Source organism: Microbacterium sp. ET2 (assembly GCF_030347395.1).
GTDB lineage: Bacteria > Actinomycetota > Actinomycetes > Actinomycetales > Microbacteriaceae > Microbacterium > Microbacterium albipurpureum.
The window spans coordinates 672,417-691,337 of record NZ_CP128170.1 but is presented as its reverse complement, the minus strand read 5'-3'; the positions used below and the strand labels follow the sequence as shown (position 1 = coordinate 691,337).

The following is an 18,921-nucleotide window of genomic DNA, read 5'->3' as shown; positions in this document are numbered from 1 at the left end:
GGCGGACCCCCGCTCTCGGCGCGCAGATGCACTCTCGAGGATCGAGGTGCGAAGCCGTGACGGATGCGGTCGACGCGGCGCCGGTCAGGACGCGCGACCGACGTCGGCGCGCGCGCTGAAGAGGGCTGCCGCCTCGGCGCGGTTGGACGCGCCCACCTTCGCGAGGATCGCCGACACGTGTACGGATGCGGTCTTCGGGCTGATGTAGAGCCGCGCACCGATCTGCGCGTTCGTGAGTCCCTCTGCGACAAGGGCCAGCACCTGGCGTTCCCGCGGAGTCAGCGCAGCCGAACCGACGGCATCCGTCGCCCGAGGAGACTCGTTCGCTCGACGGCGGAGACCGGCGCGCTCGGCGAGATCCTCCGCCCAGAACGCGGCCCGGGCGACGCCGAGCCGCCGGGCATCGATGTTCACACCATCCAGCTCTCGTGCCGCGGCGTCGCGTTCACCTGCGTCGATCAGCGCTGAGGCAAGGCTCAACCGAGCGATCTGCTGGTGGCGAACCGGCAGAACGCCGGTTCGCGCCGCGTCGACGACGGCGTGCCAGCGGCGCACGCGCTCGTCCGTGTCTCGCTGCGCCGCATCGGCGAGCGTGGCGTCGATGACCTCGACGATCACCGGGGTCACGCCCGCTCGGGGCCACTCCCGGGTCGCGTCCGTGATCGCCTTGCGAAGGCCGGACAGCTCCTCCCACCCCTCGCCCCCGGCACGCGTCGGCGCCACCGCCCGTAGCAGCATCGCTGCGGTGAGCGTACGGAAGCGCCGAGCCGCAGATGCGCCTTCTCTGGCGACGAGGCGACGGATGCGATCGATCCGCTGCGCCCACGCCGCGCGGTCCTCGGCGTCGATCGTCGCGCGCAGGCCGCACGATGACATCAGCACCGCGTCGACGGTCTGCAGGTCCCACCAGTCGTTCCTGTGCGGTTGTGATCGCCCGGACTCGTCCATCGCGGTGCGCTCGACGGCGAGCAGAGCATCGCGCTCGTCCGACTGATCGTTCCAGGCATAGTGTCCGGCCAGCAGGCGGATGACCGATCCCCGCGACGGCCGGTCCAGAAGCCGTCGGGCCCGTGTGGCGAACTGCTTCGCCTCGTCCGGTCGCCCCGCGCAGAAATGCGCGTGAGCGATCTGCACAGCGATCGATCCGCCTGATCCTCGTTCGATGCCGCCGCGGACCGCATCGGCGAGATGCGCCTCTCCGACGCGCGCGGCGTCGTCGTAGCGCCCCAGGCGAGCGAGAAGATCGACGTAGGCCGCTCCGACGTATGCGCGCACCGCCGGGTTCACCTGCAATTCCAGCGCGCGCTCGAGCGGGGCGAGGGCTGCGATCTCATCGCCTGCCGTGTCGGAGGACAGCCACGACTCATTGACGAGGGCGATGGCGAGGGCGACATCGTCCCCGGCGCCTTCTGCCAGCGCCACCGCCGTCTGCAGGTACTGCTCAGCTCGGCCGTCGGAGTAGCTCAGCGCCAGATTCGACAGGATGCGGGACTGCAGCACGCGCGATGCGTCGGTCTCGATCCCCTCGAGCATGGCGATGGCCCCGAGGAGCTCTTCGTGATCCGGGTTGCGGTCGGTGTTGAACTCCTGCACGATCTTCTGGCGGATCAGCGCCGCCCGCACCATCGGATCCTGCGGTTCGGTGGAGAGCCCTTCGAGCGCAGCCCGAAGGGCGCGGTCGGGATCGCCGAGGTCGTGCCAGGCCTGCGCCGCACTCAGGTGCAGCTCCGGCAGCGACGTCCCCGACCGTGTCGCGGCGTCGGGCACCTGGTGCCACAACTCCGTCAGCCGCTCGGCGAGCTTGACCGATGTCGCCGGTGCGAACGTCGCGCGAGACTGCTCCAGTGCGCGAACGGTGGCGTCGAAGGCAGGCGTCAGTTCCCGCGCGACCAACCAGTGCTCGGCGATCGCCGACACCGCCTCCGGGGAATCGGTGCGATCGGCGGCGAGGTATTCGGCGTACCGGCGGTGCACCCGCACTCGCTCGCTGGGCAGCATCTCATCGTGGACCGCCTCCTGCGTCAGGGCGTGACGGAAGGTGTAGCCGGCGCCGTCGGCGACGATGACGCGGGCGGCGATGGCGTCGCGGACCGCGTGATCGAGCGTGCGCTCGTCGCAACCGGTGACCGCGGCGAGGGTGACATGATCGGTGTGCATTCCGCCGGCAGCCAGCACACGAACGATCTCTTGAGCGGTGTCATCCAGCCGGGAGTAGCGCGCGAGGACGAGCTCGCGCAGGGTGTCCGGCAGTTCCGCGCTGCCGAGGTCGACGAGTTCCTCGACGAGGAAGGGGATTCCGCCGCTGCGCTCCACCAGCGCTCCCAGTTCGGTCTCGCCGAAATCGGCTGTCGCCAGGATGGCCACCTGCTCGGCCACTTCACCTGCGTTCAACGGGAGCACCTCGACCCGGATGATCGCGCGGGTGCGATCCAATTCGGCGAGGACGGGGCGCAACGGATGGAAACGATCGATGTCGTCGGACCGATAGGTCGCGACGATGGTGAGGTGGCGGCCGCGCAGCGTGCCGGCGAGCTTCTTCAGCAGAGCGAGGGTCGCGGCATCCGCCCACTGCAGGTCCTCGATCACGATCACGAGATGCCGTGTCGTCGAGAGAGTCTCCAGGACGACCTCGATCGCCTCGGCGAAATCGCCGGTCGGACCGTCCGCCGAGGACGTCTCGGTCATGACCCCCGGGACGAACGCCGCGAGCGTCGCCAGCGCCGCCGGTGAACCGGCCGCCTCGCGCAGCGCGTCGGTGCCGACCACGGCGTGCAGGTCACGCAGCACGCGGCGCACAGGTCCGAATGGTGTGCCGATCGGACCGAGGTCGACACACTGACCGACGGCTACGACGACCGGCAGCCGCGCGTCCTGCCTCCGCGTCGCTTCGACCAGGAATTCTTGCACCAGTCGGGTCTTCCCGATGCCCGCCTCGCCCCGCACGATGACCGAACGGGGCGTTCCGCGGCGGGTGTCGTCGAGGGCGTCGAGCAACGTGCCCAGCTCGGCGTCACGGCCGATCATGCGGGGACTCGAGGCGAGCGCGGGCATGGTCATATCGTGGCACCGCCCTCCGACAGCTGCGACAGGTTCCCCCGGGGCCATCGGGCACGCCACCGCGCGCGGTGCCCGATGGCTCGCACTGCCGTCATACCGCGGGGCCCGCCAACCCGAAGCAGTCGACCGTCGCCGCATCCGTCCGGGTCGCTTCGCTGATGCTGCGAGCTGCGGCACCCGGGTCGCCCGTCTCGAGCCGTCGGGCCTGGCTCTGCCGCAATCGCACCTCGGTGGCCAGCATCTCCGCACGCTGCGCCGCGATCCGGCTCGCGGCGTAAGTCATCGCGTCCATCGTCGTCCTCCCGTCGTTCGTTCTGGACGTCGACTTTCCTCCCTGAGGCGGGAGGTGCGGATCGGACGATCGCCCTATTTCACGACGGGGGCGGGGAGCCCCGGGTAAGGAGTCGCCCGGCGTCGGAGGACGCTGGAATACTCGACGCGTGACGCACCGACTCACCCGGGAACAGGCGCGGCGCATCGTCGTGCGTGCGCAGCTCCTCGACGCCGACCGGCCTGGTGATGTGGTGGAGGTGGCTGAGCAGCTGGGGTACATCAAGATCGACCCGACTACGGTGATCGCCGCCTGCGAGCACACCGTGCTGTGGTCGCGGATCGGATGGTCCTACGAGACCGGCCAGCTGAAGAAGGCGGTGGAGATCGACCGCCTGCTGTTCGAGTTCCAGGGCGCGTTCCACCCGATGAGTCTGCTGCCGCTTCTTCGTCCCACCATGCGTCGACACCCCGAGCGCGAGAGCAGCCGGCAGTGGCTGGAGGCCAACGCCGGCTTCCGTTCCGACGTCCTGGCCCGTCTGCGCGCAGACGGGCCGCTGACCGCACGTGAGATCCCCGACACGGCCGCGGTGGCCCGGGCGCCGGACGGGTGGTCGGGGTCCAACCAGGTGCCCCTGATGCTCGACCTCCTGGCGCGCCGGGGCGAGGTGGCCGTGACCAGGCGGGAAGGACGCAGTCGCGTATGGGATCTCGCCGATCGCGTGTACCCCCGCGATCTTCCGGAGGTGGACGACGAAACCGCTGCTCAGGAGCTGGAGGCCCGGCGCCTGAAGGCCGCGGGCATCGCGCGGGAGAAGTCGACCTGGACACGGGTGGGGAAGGCGGGGGAGGCGGCCGAGGTCGAGGGATCGTCATGGAAGTGGCGCGTCGATCCCGATGCGCTCGAAGCCGCCGACGTCGACATCGACGGCCGCGTGGCGCTGGTGAACCCGTACGACAGCGTCCTGTTCGACCGTCCGCGTCTAGCCGAGGTGTTCGACTTCGACTATGTGCTCGAGCAGTTCAAGCCCAAGGCGCAGCGCCGCTACGGCTTCTTCGCCCACCCGATCCTGATGGGCGACCGCTTCGTCGGGATGCTGGATGCCGAGGTCGATCGCGACCGCGAGCTCCTGCGCGTGAACGCCGTCCACGAATTCGTGCCGTTCGAACCGGAGGAGACCGACATGGTCCGGGCAGAGATCGGCGACCTCGCCGAATGGCTCGGCGTGCGCGTCGTGGGGATGGAGTGAGCGGCGTCGAGGCTCAGCTCGCCACGAGCTCCCCCTCCGACGGGGCTCAGCTTGCCACGAGACTCTGCGTGGAGGGGACCCACCCGAGGTGCGGTGCCACGTGGCGGGCGAAGGACTCCACCAGCCGCAGGTTGAACGCCACCCCGAGCTGGCTCGGGATCGTGAGCATCAGCGTGTCGGCGCTCATGACCGCGGCGTCCTCCCGCAGCTGCTCCACGAGCACCTCCGGGGCGGCGGCATAGGTCTTGCCGAAGGTCGAGCGGAAGCCGTCGATGTAGCCCACGCCGTCGCCGTCCTGCCGGCCGCCGAAGTACATCTCGTCCTCGGCGGTGGTGATCGGAAAGATCGAGCGGCTCACCGACACCCGCGGCTCGCCGGGGTGGCCGGCGTCGCGCCATGCGGCTCGGAAGGCGTCGATCTGCTCGGCCTGGAGCACGTCGAACGGCAGACCCCGGTCTTCGGTGAGGAGCGTGGACGACATGAGGTTCACGCCCGTGCGCCCGGCCCACTCGGCCGTCTCACGGTTGCCCGCACCCCACCAGATCCGCGAGCGCAGGCCGGGGGAGTACGGCTCGATCCGCTGCAGCCCCGTGCCGCCGCCGAACGGGCTCGAAGAATCGCGTTCGGCGATGCCGTTCCCCTCGATCGCGTGCAGGAAGGTCGCGAAGTGCTCGCGAGCGAGGTCCGCCCCCCGCGGATCCTTCGCACCCGTATACCCGAACGCCTCATAGCCGCGCACGACCGTCTCGGGTGACCCGCGGCTGACCCCGAGTGCCAGTCGGCCGCCACTGATGAGGTCGACCGCCGCCGCTTCCTCGGCGAGGTAGAGGGGATTCTCGTACCGCATGTCTATGACCCCGGTGCCCATCTCGATGTGGCGCGTCCGCGCTGCGATCGCAGCCAGGAGCGGCATCGGGGAGGACTGCTGCCGGGCGAAGTGATGCACGCGGAACGAGATGCCGTTCACGCCCAGATCGTCCATGCCCTGCGCGAGGTCGATGGCCTGGAGCATCGACTCACCGGCAGTGAGCTCCCGGCCCCCGCCGAGCGGACCGTAGTGACCGAAGGAGAGGGTTCCGAAACTCTTCATGCCGACCACAACCCGCTCGAGTGGATTCACATTCCCGAGAATGGACCGGAGGTCCCATCTCCCCCGCCGAGGACGGGTTCGATGTCGAGGGTCATGTCGATGACCTGCCGCAGGAGGCCCCCCAGGGTGGTGGCCTGCAGGAGCGTGAACCGATCGAGTTCGCCGAGCGGAGCGATCGCAGCGAGCTGCCACGCCGACTCGACGGGATCTTCCGACAGCTCGATGTTCGGGTCGTACGGGGCCAGGCCCACCACGTCGGCCTTGCCCAGGACGCGCCGCACGATGCTCTCCGCCTCCGTTCGCAGCGGTGACAGCGCATCGTCCCAGGTCAACGCCTCGAGGGGCGTGACCTCGGCGACAGGATGCGGGTCGTCATCGAGCCACGTGTCCACCCTGACGCGCTGGTCCCCCACCGCCAGGACGAAGATGTCATCTTTTCCGACCTGCACCTGCGCGAGACGTGCCATGGTGCCCAGCGAACTGCGCTGATCGCCGCCACCCGCCTCGGGCCCGCGTTCGATGAGCACCACCCCGAACTGCGGGTCCTCCTCGTCGAGCAGGCGCCCGAGCATGGTGAGATAGCGCGGCTCGAAGATCCGCAGCGCCAACGGCGCGTGCGGGAAGAGCACACTGCCGAGGGGGAACATCGCCGCCTGCGTCACCCTCTCAGTCAACCAGCGGATGACGCGGCGAGGGCGAATCGCGGCCGGTTCGCAGCTCCCTCGCATCCGGAGCCGAGGGGGTCGGCCGGGCGTAACCTGACATCATGCGTCATCCGTCACCAGACCCCGTCGCACCGGGGCAGGAATCGGTGTGGGATTACCCGCGGCCGCCGCGGATGGAGAAGGTCGACGCCCGCGTCACGATCACTCTCGGAGGCGAGCTGATCGTCGACACCGGCGACGTCGTCCGCGTGCTCGAGACCAGCCATCCGCCGGTGTTCTACCTGCCGATCGCAGCGTTCGTCGACGGCGCGCTCACCGACGGCGTCGGGTCATCGTTCTGCGAGTTCAAAGGTGCGGCGCGCTACCTCGACGTCCACGGCGGCGGGGAGCATCGTCCGGCAGCTGCGTGGAACTATCCACGACCGAGCGCCGGTTACGAGCTGCTGGCCGATCGGGTCGCGGTGTATGCGCAGGTGATGGACCGCTGCACGGTCGACGGCGAGACCGTCACTGCTCAACCCGGACGTTTCTACGGCGGGTGGATCACGTCGCGCGTCGCCGGGCCGTTCAAGGGCGTGGCGGGCTCCATGGGCTGGTGACCGCGCCGAGGCGGTACCGGGCTGCGTGATAAAGTCGGCGACGGAAGCGTGTCCGAGCGGCCTAAGGAGCATGGCTGGAATCCATGTAGGCGGGGTAACTCGCCTCGCAGGTTCAAATCCTGTCGCTTCCGCGTCGAGGCCCCTCGTCCTCCGGGATGAGGGGCCTCTCCCTTTCCCTCTCGTCCCTCTCCTCACCACCGCCCCACCCCCACCCCTGGCCGCGCAGATGCGCTCTCGCGGGGAGGAGCTGAGCGGGGAACAGGAGTCGCGGGCGCGTCAGCGGGCCGGGCGGGAGGCGCCGCGGCCCGCGCCGGCGTAGAGCGACCCGGGGCGGATGATGAGCGAGCGCGGCACGACGAGCGCGAGAAGGCGCCTCGCGGGCTGCGCCGCCGCCAGCAGCTGCGCCCTCACCTCCTGCGCGGCGACCGCGGTCGCCTCGCCCTGCCCGAAGCCGTGGCGCCCACCCGGGGCATAGCTGGCGCGTTCGATCGCCCGGATGAGCACACCCATGGCGTCGGCGGACGCGCCGGCTTCGGCGATGAGCCGGGCTCCCATCCCTCGCGGACTCTCGCTGATCGGCGACGGGATCCCCAGGTCGATCGCGGTGTCCTGCACGACCGCCCACGCGGCGGCGGCATCGCCGGACCGGGCGGCAGACAGCTGCTGCCTGCGCCGCAGATCCCGGACGATGAGCGGGATCGCCAGCACTACCAGGACGGCGAGGACCACCGTCACCGCCGGGAGAGCGTCGACCTCGTCGTCGGGGGCGGCGGTGCCGGCATCCGGGGTCAGCGGCTCGCCCGTGTCGGGGTCGACCGCGTCGGGCACGTCGGCGGGAGTGGATGCCTCGGGGGCGGCGTCCGCGCCGTCGGCGGTCTCCCCGGGCGCCGAGGCTTCGGGGGAGAAGCGGGTCGGCTGACCGAGACCGTTGGTCGGTTCGAAGGGGATCCATCCGACGCCTTCGAAGTAGATCTCCGGCCACGCGTGCAGCTGACCCGACATCACCGAGTACACCGATTGGAAGTCCACGGCATCACCGGTCGAGGTTCCCGGGAGGTAGCCGACGACGATCCGGCTCGGCATGTCGAGGGTCCGGGCCATGAGTGCGAAAGCCGAGGCGTAGTGCACGCAGTAGCCCTCGCGCACCTCCAGGAATCGGGCGACCGCCTCGGCGCCGCTGCCGTCGAACCCCTCCTCGACGGGCGCCTCGAGCGAGTAGCGGAAGTCGGCTCCGCGGAACCAGCTCTGCAGGGCCAGCAGCGCGTCGTAATCGGACGCCGCCCCGGCGGTCATCTCCGCCGCCAGCTCACCGACGATGGGGGGGAGGTCGGCGGGCAGCCCCAGGGTGTCGGCGCGGACGCCCGCGCCCCCGGCCGAACGCGCGCGGATCTGCTCGAGCGTCGGACGCGGGACGCTGGAGACGACCTCGTAGTCCTGCCCCTGCGTCCCGCCCTGCCGGGCTTCGACCGTGCGGTTGTAGGGCAACGCCCCCCACACGCCGTCGAGTCCCTCGATCCCGATCGCGGGGTAGGACACCGGAAGCCACGAGGAGTTGAGGTTGCGGATCTCCACGGTCGTCGAATACTCCGCGACCTGGATCTCGGGATCGACCGGGAGCGCGGTGAGCGCCTCGGCGCTGTCGAGCGGATAGGAACGTCCGGTATCGGGTTCCCACACCGCGCCGGTGAACTCGGTGAGGGTCGTCGCTCGAAGGTAGGGCGGCGAGGGCGCATCGCTGCGCATCTGCAGCACCTCGACCTCACGCGGTCGGCGCAGGTCGTCGCCGAGCTGCAGCGTGGCATCGATGCCGGGCCCGGGACCCAGATCCCCCGACCCCGGCCGGATCGCCGGCTGGGGGAGGAGGGGGGTGGCCACGAGCGCCACGACGACGGCGATCGCCCCGATGCCGATCGCGGTCGCCGACACCCCTGAGGCGGACACCCCGGCCGCCGTCGACGCCGAGGACGGTGATGCTGTCGTCCGGGTCGCTCCCGCCCGGGTCGCCTCCGCGCTCCCCGCCTCCTCGCGCGTGCGGGTGTCGGTCCGGATGAGGAAGAGGATCGCGGCGGCCAGCAGCACGAAGGCGACCACGTCGATCTCCGCCGGCACGGCGATCGCGGGGATGAGAGAGACCGCGATCAGCCCGACCCCTGCGAGCAGCGGCATCCGTGCCGTGAGGACCACGTGGTCGATGACCACGGCGAGGAGGCCCGTCGCCCCGACGATCAGCATCGAGAGCGGGGCGCCGGGAGTCAGCGGTGCGACCCCGAGCGCGATCTCCTCCCCGGCGGCGGTGAGGATGTCGGGAAGCTCCCGGAAGGTCTCCACGGTCGGTATGACCAGGAGGAAGGCGCTGTCGCGGAGGAACACCAGAGTGACGAACGCCACCCACACGGCCACCTCGATGAGCGAGACCGCCAGCGCCGGCAGCCGGAAGCGCCGTGCGACGTATCCGGTGACGAGCACCACGGCGACGATCACCAGGGTCCCCAGGAGCCAGCCTGTGGGGCGCACCACTCGCATGAGGGGGAGGAGCGCCGCGATCAGGGCGGCGAAGACCCCGGCTGTCAGCAGGAGATCCGCACTCCTGCGTGATGACGACTCAGCGGAGGGCACGGCTCACCCCCCGTTCGCCGGCGGCGGCCCACTCCTGCACCAGATCGCCGTCCGGGTGGAGGTGGACCGCATGCCAGCCGATGTCACCCGCGCGGTCCAGCGCGCCGCTGCGGGGTGAGGCGGCCAGCAGCACCGCGAAGGTCGAGTGGTGGACGATCGGTGCGAGCGCGTCGACGTCGGCGGGGTCGAGCCGCCCGGTCACCACGATCACCGGCCCGGTCATGACCCCCGCGAACTGACGCGCGAGACGAGGAAGGTGGTCGTCGCGTCGCGCGGTGACGGTGGCGAAGTGGGTCACGAGGTCCTCCACCGCCGTGGTGTCTCCGCCGTCGATGCGTTCGGTGATGGCGGTGCCGTCGCTGTCGAGCACGCTCACGCCGTATCCGTCGTGCACGAGCCGTGACACCACCGAGACGCATGCCGATACCGCCGTCTCGAAGGCGTCATCGGCGCCGGGCTCGTGGAGGGCCTCCGTCGACCACCGCAGGACTCCCCGGTCGAGGATCACGGTCGCCTCCGGGGTCGCTTCCTGCTCCTCCTGGCGCACCATGAGTTCATCGCGATGAGCCGTTGCCCGCCAGTGGATGCGGCGCATGGAGTCACCGGGCGCGTAGGGGCGGGCGATGAGATTGTCCGCACCCTGCCCGGGCTGATTGTTCTGCGTCTGCAGCGTGCCCCCGGCCTCACCGGCCAGGCCCGTGAGGGGCGGCAGGTCGATCACGGCGGGGGCGACGGTGACACGGGTGCGCTGGCCGTAGAGGGTGCTTCGGCGAGCAAGGGCGAAGGGGTCGGCGGAGTGGACCCGCAGGGGGCCCAGGTGATGGATGCCGCGGCGCACCCCGGTCACGGTGTACGCGATATTCACCGCGCGATCCGAGCCCCGCAGGCCAGACCCGAGCGCCGGGAAGACACCCGCCGCCGTGCCCTCCAACCCCGCCGGCAGCGTGTCGGTCCAGGTCCCTGGCGGCGTCGGCAGCGCGGTGCGGACGCCGACGCGCACACGCACGAGCGAGGCACGGCCCACCCCGACGGTGTCGGGGGCCAGGGAGCGGGTGACCGAGTCGGCGTGTCGGGTGAGGTAGAGGGAGGCCACCGCAGCGACGAGGACGCCGACCAGCAGCATCCCGAAGTACATCAGCTCGGGGATTCCGACCTCGCTCGCGACGACGAAGCTCACCAGCGCCAGCAGCGCCGCACCGGTTCCGCGCAGCGTCAGGGGCCAGAGTCGTCGGAGCATCGGATCACTGCCGAGCGGCGATCGGCACCCGCACGCTCGCGGCGATCTGCTCGAGCACCGACGAGATGACGTCGGTCATCGACTTCGCCCGGGCGCCGCCGGCGGATCGAGTCGGGATGAGCCGGTGCGCGAGGACGGGGATGAGGAGCGCGGTGATGTCGTCGGGGATGACGAAGCCGCGGCCGTCGAGGGCGGCCCAGACCTTGGCGGCCCGCACCAGCTGCAGCGTTGCGCGGGGGCTCGCCCCCAGGCGCAGGTCGGCGTGGGTGCGGGTGGCCGCCGCGAGAGCGACGGCGTAGTCCTCGATCGCCGGTGCGACGTGCACCGCGCGCGCCCAGGCGATGAGGCCGGCGATCTGGTGTGCGGTGGCGACGGGGCGGATCGCATCGAGCGGGTTGACGGTCTCGCGCTGACGCAGCATGAGCGCCTCGGAGCGGGCATCGGGGTAGCCCATCGAGACGCGCATCATGAAGCGGTCGCGCTGCGCCTCGGGAAGGGAGTAGGTCCCCTCCATCTCGAGCGGGTTCTGCGTCGCCACGACGAGGAAGGGGTCGGGCAGGAGGTGGGTCGAGCCGTCGACGGTGACCTGCCCCTCCTCCATCGCCTCGAGGAGAGCGGACTGCGTCTTGGGGGAGGAGCGGTTGATCTCGTCGGCGATGACGATGTTGGCGAACACCGCGCCGTGCTTGAACTCGAACTCGCGCGCGACGGGATTGAACACGCTCACCCCGGTGACATCGCCCGGCAGCAGGTCGGGGGTGAACTGGATGCGACGGACCGTGGCATCCACACTCGCGGCCAGCGCTCTGGCGAGCATGGTCTTCCCGACGCCCGGAACGTCCTCGATGAGGAGGTGGCCTTCGGCGAGGAGGCACACCAGGGCGCTGCGCACCGCGTCGGGCTTGCCGTCGATCACCCGCTCCACCGAGGCCACGATGGACTCGGTCAGCCGTGCGAACTCCTCGGCCGACGCCGGTCGTTCGGGCAGGGCGGGGCGGGCGGGCGCGACCTGCTCGGTCGTGACGGGATGGTCCATGTGCCCCTCTCGGACGGCGCGCGGGTCGGGCGTCGGTGCTCGTTATGCGATCGTAACCGCCGCCGGCAGAGGGGGGCCTGGGAATCCCCCGACCCGTCCCGGGGTAGACTGTCATCAGCTCTCCGCGAGGCGGCATCCAGGCCAACTCCCCCAGGACGGAAACGTAGCAAGGGTAACCAGGCTCTGCCGGGTTCGCGGAGAGTCTTACTTTTGCCGGGAACGTGCCCGGCAAAGGCCCCGCCCATAGGCTGGACGGGTGGCGCAGAGCATCTACATCACCTCGGCCGAAGGTCACTCGGGCAAGTCGACGATCGCGCTCGGTGTGCTCGACGCCCTGAGCCACGCCACCTCCCGCGTGGGGGTGTTCCGCACGATCGCACGCTCCACGACCGAGCCGGACTACGTCCTGGAGATGCTCCTCGACCACGACGGCGTCGACCTGCCGTACGAGGACTGCATCGGCGTGACCTACGACGATGTGCGGCGCGATCCCGAGCGGGCACTGGCGACCATCGTGGAGCGCTACCACGCCGTCGCCGCGGCCTGCGAGGCCGTGGTCGTGCTCGGCAGCGACTACACCGACGTCGGCAGCCCGGCCGAACTCGCCTACAACGCCCGCATCGCGGTCAACCTCGGCGCTCCGGTGCTCCTGGTGCTCGGCGGTCGCGCTCAGCACGGCCAGGGTGAGCAGCTGGGCACCACCATCGCGCGGTCACCCGCAGAGATGGGCCAGATCACTGCGCTCGCGCTCGCCGAGCTGGCCCACGAGCGTGCCGAGCTGTTCGCCGTGGTCGCCAACCGGGCCGACCCCGATCGCCTCGACGACGTCGTCAGCGCCGTCTCGGGCGTCGTCTCCGCGGCGCGGAAGGCGGGCGGTCCCGGCGCGGGCGGTGCGCGACCGGTGCCCGTGTGGGCGCTTCCCGAAGACCGCCTGCTGGTCGCCCCCTCCGTCCGCGACGTCGCCCGCGCCGTCGATGGTCACCTCGTCAAGGGTGATCCCGACCTGTTGACCCGCGAGGTGCTCGGGGTGGTCATCGCCGGCATGTCGATGGTGAACGTCCTGCCGCGCCTGACCGAATCGGCGATCGTGGTGATCCCCGCCGATCGCACCGAGGTGCTGCTGGCCACCCTCCTGGCGAACTCGTCGGGAACCTTCCCGAGCATCGCCGCCGTCATCCTCAACGGCCCCTTCCCGCTTCCCGAACCGGTCGACACGCTCATCGACGGCCTCGACTCGTCGCTGCCGATCATCGCCACCGACCTCGGCACCTACGACACGGCGGTCAGGATCATGGGAACGCGGGGCCGGCTCGCCGCCGACTCGCAGCGTCGGTACGACACCGCCCTGTCGATGTTCGAGCGGCACGTCGACACCGAGACCCTCGTCACCGCGCTGGGGCTGGCCCGGCCCACCGTCGTCACTCCGCTGATGTTCGAGTACCGCCTGCTCGAGCGCGCACGCGCGGAGCGTCGACGGATCGTCCTGCCCGAGGGCGACGACGACCGCATCCTCCGCGCCGCGGCGACGGTGCTGGCGCGCGGCATCGCCGACCTGACGATCCTCGGCGAGGAGATCGAGGTGCGAAACCGTGCGATCGAGCCTCGGCATCGACATCCGCGACGCCGAGGTCGTCTCGCCCTTCGACGCCGTGCACGTCGACCGCTTCGCGCGCGAGTACGAGCGCCTGCGCGCCCATAAGGGGGTCACCTACTCGCAGGCGGCCGACACCGTGACCGATGTGTCGTACTTCGGGACTCTCATGGTCCACCTGGGGCTGGCGGACGGCATGGTCTCGGGCGCGGCGCACACGACAGCCCACACCATCCGCCCGGCGTTCGAGATCATCAAGACCAAGCCCGGCGTCTCGGTCGTCTCCAGCGTCTTCCTGATGGCGCTGGCCGACCGGGTGCTGGTGTACGGCGACTGCGCCGTCATCCCCGATCCCACAGCCGAACAGCTCGCCGACATCGCGATCTCGTCAGCGGCGACCGCCGAGCAGTTCGGCATCGAGCCGCGCGTGGCGATGCTGTCGTACTCGACGGGGGAGTCCGGTTCCGGGGCCGACGTCGAGAAGGTCCGGTCAGCGACGGCGCTCGTGCGCGAGCGCGCGCCCGAGCTTCCGGTCGAGGGACCGATCCAGTACGACGCCGCCGCCGACGCCGCCGTCGCGGCCGCCAAGGCCCCCGGCTCCGCTGTCGCCGGACGTGCGACGGTGTTCGTCTTCCCCGACCTGAACACCGGCAACAACACGTACAAGGCGGTGCAGCGCTCGGCCGGAGCGGTCGCGATCGGCCCCGTGCTCCAGGGGCTGAACAAGCCGATCAACGACCTCTCGCGAGGAGCGCTCGTCGACGACATCGTCAACACCATCGCGATCACGGCGATCCAGGCGCAGGGAGAGGGCGGAGAATGACCCCCGTCCTCGTGGTCAACAGCGGATCCTCGTCGTTCAAGTACCAGCTCATCGACATGACGGGGGAGACCCTGCTGGCCTCTGGCCTGGTGGAACGCATCGGACAAGCAGGCCCGGGGCGCGCGATCCACACCGTCCATCAGGCATCCACGACGGGTCCTGCAACCACGATGGTCGACGCGACCTACGAGCGCGAGCTCCCCATCCCCGACCACACGGCCGGCTTCGCGGTCATGCTCGAGGCCTTCGCCGACAACGGTCCGTCGCTGACGGACACGGCTCCGGTCGCGGTCGGGCACCGGGTCGTCCACGGCGGTGCACGGTTCTTCGAACCCACCCTGGTGACCCCGCTCGTGGAGATCAACATCGACGAGCTGTCGGTCCTCGCGCCGCTGCACAACCCGGCGAACCTCGTCGGCATCGTCGCGGCCAGGAAGGCCTTTCCGAAGGTCCCCCACGTCGCCGTCTTCGACACCGCTTTCCACCAGACGCTTCCGCCCGCCGCCTTCACCTACGCGATCGACGCCGAACTGGCCGCCGCCCACCGCATCCGGCGCTACGGCTTCCACGGCACGAGTCACAAGTTCGTCAGCGAGGCGGCCGCAGCGTTCCTCGGCCGACCGACGGCCGAGCTCCGTCAGATCGTCTTCCACCTCGGAAACGGGGCGTCGGTCACCGCGATCGAGGGCGGTCGATCCGTCGAGACATCGATGGGTCTCACGCCGCTGGAGGGACTCGTGATGGGTACCCGCTCGGGAGACGTCGATCCCGCGGTGCTGTTCCAGCTCTCCCGTCGTGCGGGGCTCTCCATCGATGAGCTCGACGCGCTGCTGAACAAGCGGAGCGGACTGCTCGGTCTTGCCGGGGTGTCGGACATGCGCGACATCCAGGCGGGCATCGACCGAGGCGACACCGCGGCGACCCTCGCGTTCGAGGTCTACGTGCACCGGCTCCGGGCCTACGCGGGAGCGTATCTCGCGCAGCTGGGCGGCGTCGATGTCATCTCCTTCACCGCGGGCGTCGGCGAGAACGCCCCCCGCGTGCGCGCCGCGGCGCTCGCGACGCTCGGGTTCGCCGGCATCCGGGTCGAGCCGGCGCGAAACGACGCGCGCGAGCGCGGCATCCGGGTCATCTCCACCGACGATTCGGCGGTCACCGTCCTCGTCGTCCCGACCGATGAAGAACTCGAGATCGCTCGGCAGACCCTCACCGTGGCGGGACGAGCCGAAACCCCGTAACGCGCTGGAAACCCCGACGTCCACCGGGCTCGATCGCAGGCCACTACGCTTTATCCGTCCCTCTCGCTGCTCCGTCCCGCATCCCCCGCCAGGAGCCTCGCTCGCGTATGGAGAACCCGTGATCGCCCCCTCCCTCCCCGACCTCACCACCTACGACGGTGTGCTGTTCGATCTCGACGGCGTCCTCACACCGACTGCCGAGGTGCACATGCACGCATGGCGGACGATGTTCGAGGAGCTCTTCGCCGCATGGGAGGTCACTCCGCCCTACAGCGACGCCGACTACTTCGCCCACCTCGACGGCAAGAAGAGGTACGACGGCGTCGCGAGCCTGCTGCGCAGCAGAGACGTCGAGGTTCCCTGGGGAGAGCCCTCCGACGCATCCACCGCCGACACGGTCTGCGGCATCGGCAATCGCAAGAACGACGTCTTCGCGCAGGTGCTCCGCAGCGAGGGGATCGCCCCCTACCCGGGATCGGTCGCCCTCCTGGACGTGCTCATCGCCGCGGAGGTGCCGATCGCGGTGGTGTCGAGCTCGAAGAACGCCGAGGAGGTGCTCGCCGTCGCCGGCATCCGCGATCGTTTCTCCGTCGTGATGGACGGTGTCATCGCCGAGCGCGACCACCTGGCCTCCAAGCCCGCGCCCGACGTGTTCGCCGAAGCCGCTCGGATGCTGGGAGTCGACCCCGCACGAAGCGCCGCCGTCGAAGATGCCCTGAGCGGCGTGCAGTCGGCGGTCGCCGCCGGGTACGGGCTCGTGGTCGGCGTCGACCGAGGAGCCGGCGCGGAGGCGCTGCGTGATGCCGGTGCCCACGTCGTGGTGAGCGACCTCGCCGAGTTCGTCGAGAAGGAGATCCCGGCATGATGGACCGCGACCGGTTCCCCGTCGATCCGTGGCGGCTGATCGAGAGGCGGTTCTCCCTGGAGGACCAGGGCGTCACCGAGACGCTGTTCGCGGTCGGCAACGGCTACGTCGGGCTCCGAGGGAACACGCCCGAGGGGCGCCACGCCCACGAACACGGCACGTTCATCAACGGGTTCCACGAGACCTTTCCGATCCACCATGCCGAGCAGGCCTACGGCTTCGCCGAGGTCGGCCAGATCATCGTCAACGCACCCGACGCCAAGATCATGCGGGTCTACGTCGACGACGAACCGCTCTCGCTCGACGTGGCGGACGTGCGCGAGTATCACCGCGAGCTCGATATGGCCGACGGCGTCCTGCGCCGCCGTGTGCTCTGGGTGACCCCGTCCGGCAAAGAGGTGCTGATCGAGGACGAGCGCATGGTGTCGTTCGAGGAGAAGCACCTGGTCGTTCTGCGCCTGGACGTCACCGTGCTGAACGCCGACGCCCCGGTGACCATCAACTGCCAGCTGATCAACCGACAGGACGGCGAAGACGTCTACGGCGGGTCTCCCGCGCCGGTGAAGAAGGCCGGGTTCGACCCCCGGCGCAGCGACAGGATCCACGAGCGGGTGCTCCAGCCGAAGGAGTACTGGCAGGATCGCGACCGGTCGGCCCTGGCGTACCAGGTGACAGACTCGGGGATGACGCTCGCCGTCGTCGCCGACCATGTCGTGGAGACCGAGAACCACTACTCGGCTCGGGGCATCGTCGAGCCCGACATCGCCAAGAACGTCTTCCGCGTGCAGGCGCGGGCAGGTGTCCCCATCCGGGTGACCAAGCTCGTCAGCTACCACACCTCGCGCGGCGTTCCCGCCCGGGAGCTGGTCGACCGCTGTCGCCGCACCATCGACCGTGCCCTGGCCGAGGGCGTGACACACCAGTTCGAGCGGCAGCGGGCGTGGCTGGATGCGTTCTGGGCGCGCAGCGACATCCGCATCGAAGGTCAGCCGGAGGTTCAGCAGGCCACCCGCTGGTGCCTCTTCGAGCTCGCACAGGCATCCGCACGAGCGGATGGACAGGGTGTGCCGGCGAAGGGGGTCACGGGTTCGGGATACAGCGGCCACTACTTCTGGGACACCGAGGTCTACGTCCTGCCGTTCCTGGCCTACACGACGCCGCTCTGGGCCCGCAATGCGCTGCGGATGCGGTACCTCATGCTGCCCGCCGCGCGTCGGCGCGCCTACCAGCTGAACGAGGCCGGCGCCCTCTTCCCGTGGCGCACCATCAACGGTGAGGAAGCCTCGGCCTACTACGCCGCCGGCACCGCCCAGTACCACATCAACGCCGACGTGTGCTTCGCGCTGGCGAAGTACGTGCGGGCCACCGGTGACACCGACTTCCTGTACCGCGAGGGGGTCGACATCGCCGTCGACACGGCGCGCCTGTGGACGACGCTGGGCTTCTGGCGCACCTCCAACGGCGATGCGATCGAGTCGTTCCACATCCACGGTGTGACCGGACCCGACGAGTACACCACGGTCGTGAACGACAACCTCTTCACCAACGTGATGGCGCGTTTCAATCTGCGTTTCGCCGCGCGGACGCTCCGCGACATGGCCGAGGGCGATCCCGACGCCTACCGCGCGACCGCCGAGCGGCTGTCGCTGGATCCGGCCGAGCCGGAGCACTGGGAGCGCGCGGCCGAGGCCATGCACATCCCCTTCAGCACCGCGCTCGGCATCCACCCGCAGGACGAGATCTTCCTCGAGCGCGAGGTGTGGGATCTCGAGGCGACGCCTCCCGACAAGCGGCCGCTCCTGCTGCACTTCCACCCGCTGGTGATCTACCGCTATCAGGTGCTCAAGCAGGCCGATGTCGTCCTCGCCCTTTTCCTGCAGGGAGAGCATTTCTCCGACGAGGACAAGCTCGCCGACTTCGAGTACTACGACCCGCTGACGACGGGCGACTCCACCCTGTCAGCGGTAGTCCAGACGATCCTCGCCGCCGAGGTCGGCTATCAGGAGCTGGCGCTGAACTACTTCCGACAGGCGATCTTCGTCGATCTCGCCGATCTTCACCGCAACGCCGCGGACGGGGTGCACGTCGCCTCCGCCGGCGGGGTGTGGACCGCGCTCGTGAGCGGTTTCGGCGGCATGCGCGATCACGCCGAGGAGCTCTCGTTCGATCCTCGTCTGCCCGCCGGGTGGGAGGAGCTGGCCTTCCCGCTGCGCTGGAGGGATACTCCGGTGCACGTGGCGATCCGCGCGGATGAGATGCGCGTGCGGATCGAGGGGGAGGTGCCCCTCATGTTCAGCGTGCGCGGAAACCCCTACGTGGTCGCGCCCGGTGAAGAGGTCACCGTTGCGCTGGCGGATCAAGGACCGGTCATCCCCGGCCGTCCGTCGCTGACGCAGTTCGCCGATGTCGAGCTCGAGGACGGCACGACCCTGTCGGCGTCGGTGCCGACGGTGACCGCCTCGATCCCGGTCGTCACCGCCCCCGTTCTCGCCGCGGGCGGGGAGCCGGAGCCCGTGGCAGAACGGTGATCTCGCTCTTCCGGGGTCGGGAAGAGCCCGCAGAACGGATGTCGGGGGCACGCCGT

12 protein-coding genes, 1 tRNA gene, 1 other RNA gene and 1 pseudogene are annotated in these 18,921 nt (G+C 70.2%); 8 read left to right on the top strand and 7 right to left on the bottom strand.

Annotated elements, in window-relative coordinates; all coding sequences use genetic code 11:
- Window positions 1-84: 84 nt before the first annotated feature.
- Both QSU92_RS03385 and QSU92_RS03380 read right to left on the bottom strand, forming a co-directional pair.
- Window positions 85-3,051 (bottom strand): helix-turn-helix transcriptional regulator, encoded by a 2,967-nt coding sequence (locus QSU92_RS03385; protein WP_289264788.1) that lies wholly within the window; start codon window positions 3,049-3,051, stop codon window positions 85-87.
- A 97-nt stretch (window positions 3,052-3,148) separates the two neighbouring features.
- The gene (locus tag QSU92_RS03380; protein ID WP_289264787.1) at window positions 3,149-3,340 is read right to left on the bottom strand and encodes a hypothetical protein; all 192 of its coding nucleotides are present in this window, start codon (window positions 3,338-3,340) and stop codon (window positions 3,149-3,151) included.
- A 157-nt stretch (window positions 3,341-3,497) separates the two neighbouring features.
- Between QSU92_RS03380 and QSU92_RS03375 the strand changes: the two genes are divergently transcribed.
- Window positions 3,498-4,577 carry a DNA glycosylase AlkZ-like family protein gene (locus QSU92_RS03375; RefSeq protein ID WP_289264786.1) on the top strand — a complete coding sequence of 360 codons (1,080 nt, stop codon included), beginning with the start codon at window positions 3,498-3,500 and terminating at the stop codon, window positions 4,575-4,577.
- 46 nt (window positions 4,578-4,623) lie between these two features.
- Here the strand turns inward: QSU92_RS03375 and QSU92_RS03370 are convergent, their stop codons facing one another.
- Complete coding sequence (locus tag QSU92_RS03370) at window positions 4,624-5,667, bottom strand: LLM class flavin-dependent oxidoreductase (protein ID WP_289264785.1); 1,044 nt, start codon at window positions 5,665-5,667, stop codon at window positions 4,624-4,626.
- A 26-nt stretch (window positions 5,668-5,693) separates the two neighbouring features.
- The gene (locus tag QSU92_RS03365; protein WP_289265804.1) at window positions 5,694-6,314 is read right to left on the bottom strand and encodes an LON peptidase substrate-binding domain-containing protein; all 621 of its coding nucleotides are present in this window, start codon (window positions 6,312-6,314) and stop codon (window positions 5,694-5,696) included.
- A gap of 119 nt (window positions 6,315-6,433) precedes the next feature.
- On the opposite strand from QSU92_RS03365, the gene QSU92_RS03360 reads away from it, so the two are divergent.
- Window positions 6,434-6,931 (top strand): DUF427 domain-containing protein, encoded by a 498-nt coding sequence (locus tag QSU92_RS03360; protein ID WP_289264784.1) that lies wholly within the window; start codon window positions 6,434-6,436, stop codon window positions 6,929-6,931.
- Between the two features lie 42 nt (window positions 6,932-6,973).
- Window positions 6,974-7,062, top strand: a tRNA-Ser gene (locus QSU92_RS03355).
- 145 nt (window positions 7,063-7,207) lie between these two features.
- Here the strand turns inward: QSU92_RS03355 and QSU92_RS03350 are convergent.
- From QSU92_RS03350 to QSU92_RS03340, 3 genes are read right to left on the bottom strand one after another with little or no spacing between them, the layout of a single operon-like run.
- Window positions 7,208-9,547 (bottom strand): transglutaminase TgpA family protein, encoded by a 2,340-nt coding sequence (locus QSU92_RS03350; protein ID WP_289264783.1) that lies wholly within the window; start codon window positions 9,545-9,547, stop codon window positions 7,208-7,210.
- Window positions 9,534-10,784: a DUF58 domain-containing protein gene (locus QSU92_RS03345; RefSeq protein ID WP_289264782.1), complete on the bottom strand. Its 1,251-nt coding sequence runs from the start codon at window positions 10,782-10,784 to the stop codon at window positions 9,534-9,536. The genes QSU92_RS03350 and QSU92_RS03345 overlap by 14 nt, the downstream gene beginning before the upstream one ends.
- Window positions 10,785-10,788: 4 nt before the next feature.
- Window positions 10,789-11,820 (bottom strand): AAA family ATPase, encoded by a 1,032-nt coding sequence (locus QSU92_RS03340; protein WP_289264781.1) that lies wholly within the window; start codon window positions 11,818-11,820, stop codon window positions 10,789-10,791.
- Between the two features lie 113 nt (window positions 11,821-11,933).
- Here QSU92_RS03340 and ffs point away from each other — a divergent pair.
- The 5 genes and pseudogenes from ffs to QSU92_RS03315 all read left to right on the top strand — a co-directional run bounded on the left by ffs (window position 11,934) and on the right by QSU92_RS03315 (window position 18,865).
- An RNA gene (gene ffs / locus QSU92_RS03335) (signal recognition particle sRNA small type) lies at window positions 11,934-12,030 on the top strand.
- 46 nt (window positions 12,031-12,076) lie between these two features.
- A pseudogene (gene pta / locus QSU92_RS03330) lies at window positions 12,077-14,234 on the top strand (phosphate acetyltransferase).
- Complete coding sequence (locus tag QSU92_RS03325; protein ID WP_289264780.1) at window positions 14,231-15,472, top strand: acetate/propionate family kinase; 1,242 nt, start codon at window positions 14,231-14,233, stop codon at window positions 15,470-15,472. Before pta ends, QSU92_RS03325 begins: the two are co-directional and overlap by 4 nt.
- Window positions 15,473-15,593: 121 nt before the next feature.
- Window positions 15,594-16,337 carry an HAD family hydrolase gene (locus QSU92_RS03320; protein ID WP_289265803.1) on the top strand — a complete coding sequence of 248 codons (744 nt, stop codon included), beginning with the start codon at window positions 15,594-15,596 and terminating at the stop codon, window positions 16,335-16,337.
- A complete protein-coding gene (locus QSU92_RS03315; protein WP_289264779.1) occupies window positions 16,334-18,865 on the top strand; it encodes a glycoside hydrolase family 65 protein in 2,532 nt (843 codons plus the stop codon). The genes QSU92_RS03320 and QSU92_RS03315 overlap by 4 nt, the downstream gene beginning before the upstream one ends.
- The last annotated feature ends 56 nt before the right edge of the window (window positions 18,866-18,921 follow it).

What these genes read in the sequence shown, in the direction of transcription:
- QSU92_RS03315 (WP_289264779.1), top strand. Translation starts at nt 16,334, where the DNA reads ATGATGGACCGCGACCGGTTCCCCGTCGATCCGTGGCGGCTGATCGAG.
- QSU92_RS03365 (WP_289265804.1), bottom strand. Translation starts at nt 6,314, where the DNA reads ATGTTCCCCCTCGGCAGTGTGCTCTTCCCGCACGCGCCGTTGGCGCTG.
- QSU92_RS03385 (WP_289264788.1), bottom strand. Translation starts at nt 3,051, where the DNA reads ATGCCCGCGCTCGCCTCGAGTCCCCGCATGATCGGCCGTGACGCCGAG.
- QSU92_RS03370 (WP_289264785.1), bottom strand. Translation starts at nt 5,667, where the DNA reads ATGAAGAGTTTCGGAACCCTCTCCTTCGGTCACTACGGTCCGCTCGGC.
- QSU92_RS03340 (WP_289264781.1), bottom strand. Translation starts at nt 11,820, where the DNA reads ATGGACCATCCCGTCACGACCGAGCAGGTCGCGCCCGCCCGCCCCGCC.
- QSU92_RS03325 (WP_289264780.1), top strand. Translation starts at nt 14,231, where the DNA reads ATGACCCCCGTCCTCGTGGTCAACAGCGGATCCTCGTCGTTCAAGTAC.
- QSU92_RS03345 (WP_289264782.1), bottom strand. Translation starts at nt 10,784, where the DNA reads ATGCTCCGACGACTCTGGCCCCTGACGCTGCGCGGAACCGGTGCGGCG.
- QSU92_RS03360 (WP_289264784.1), top strand. Translation starts at nt 6,434, where the DNA reads ATGCGTCATCCGTCACCAGACCCCGTCGCACCGGGGCAGGAATCGGTG.
- QSU92_RS03380 (WP_289264787.1), bottom strand. Translation starts at nt 3,340, where the DNA reads ATGACTTACGCCGCGAGCCGGATCGCGGCGCAGCGTGCGGAGATGCTG.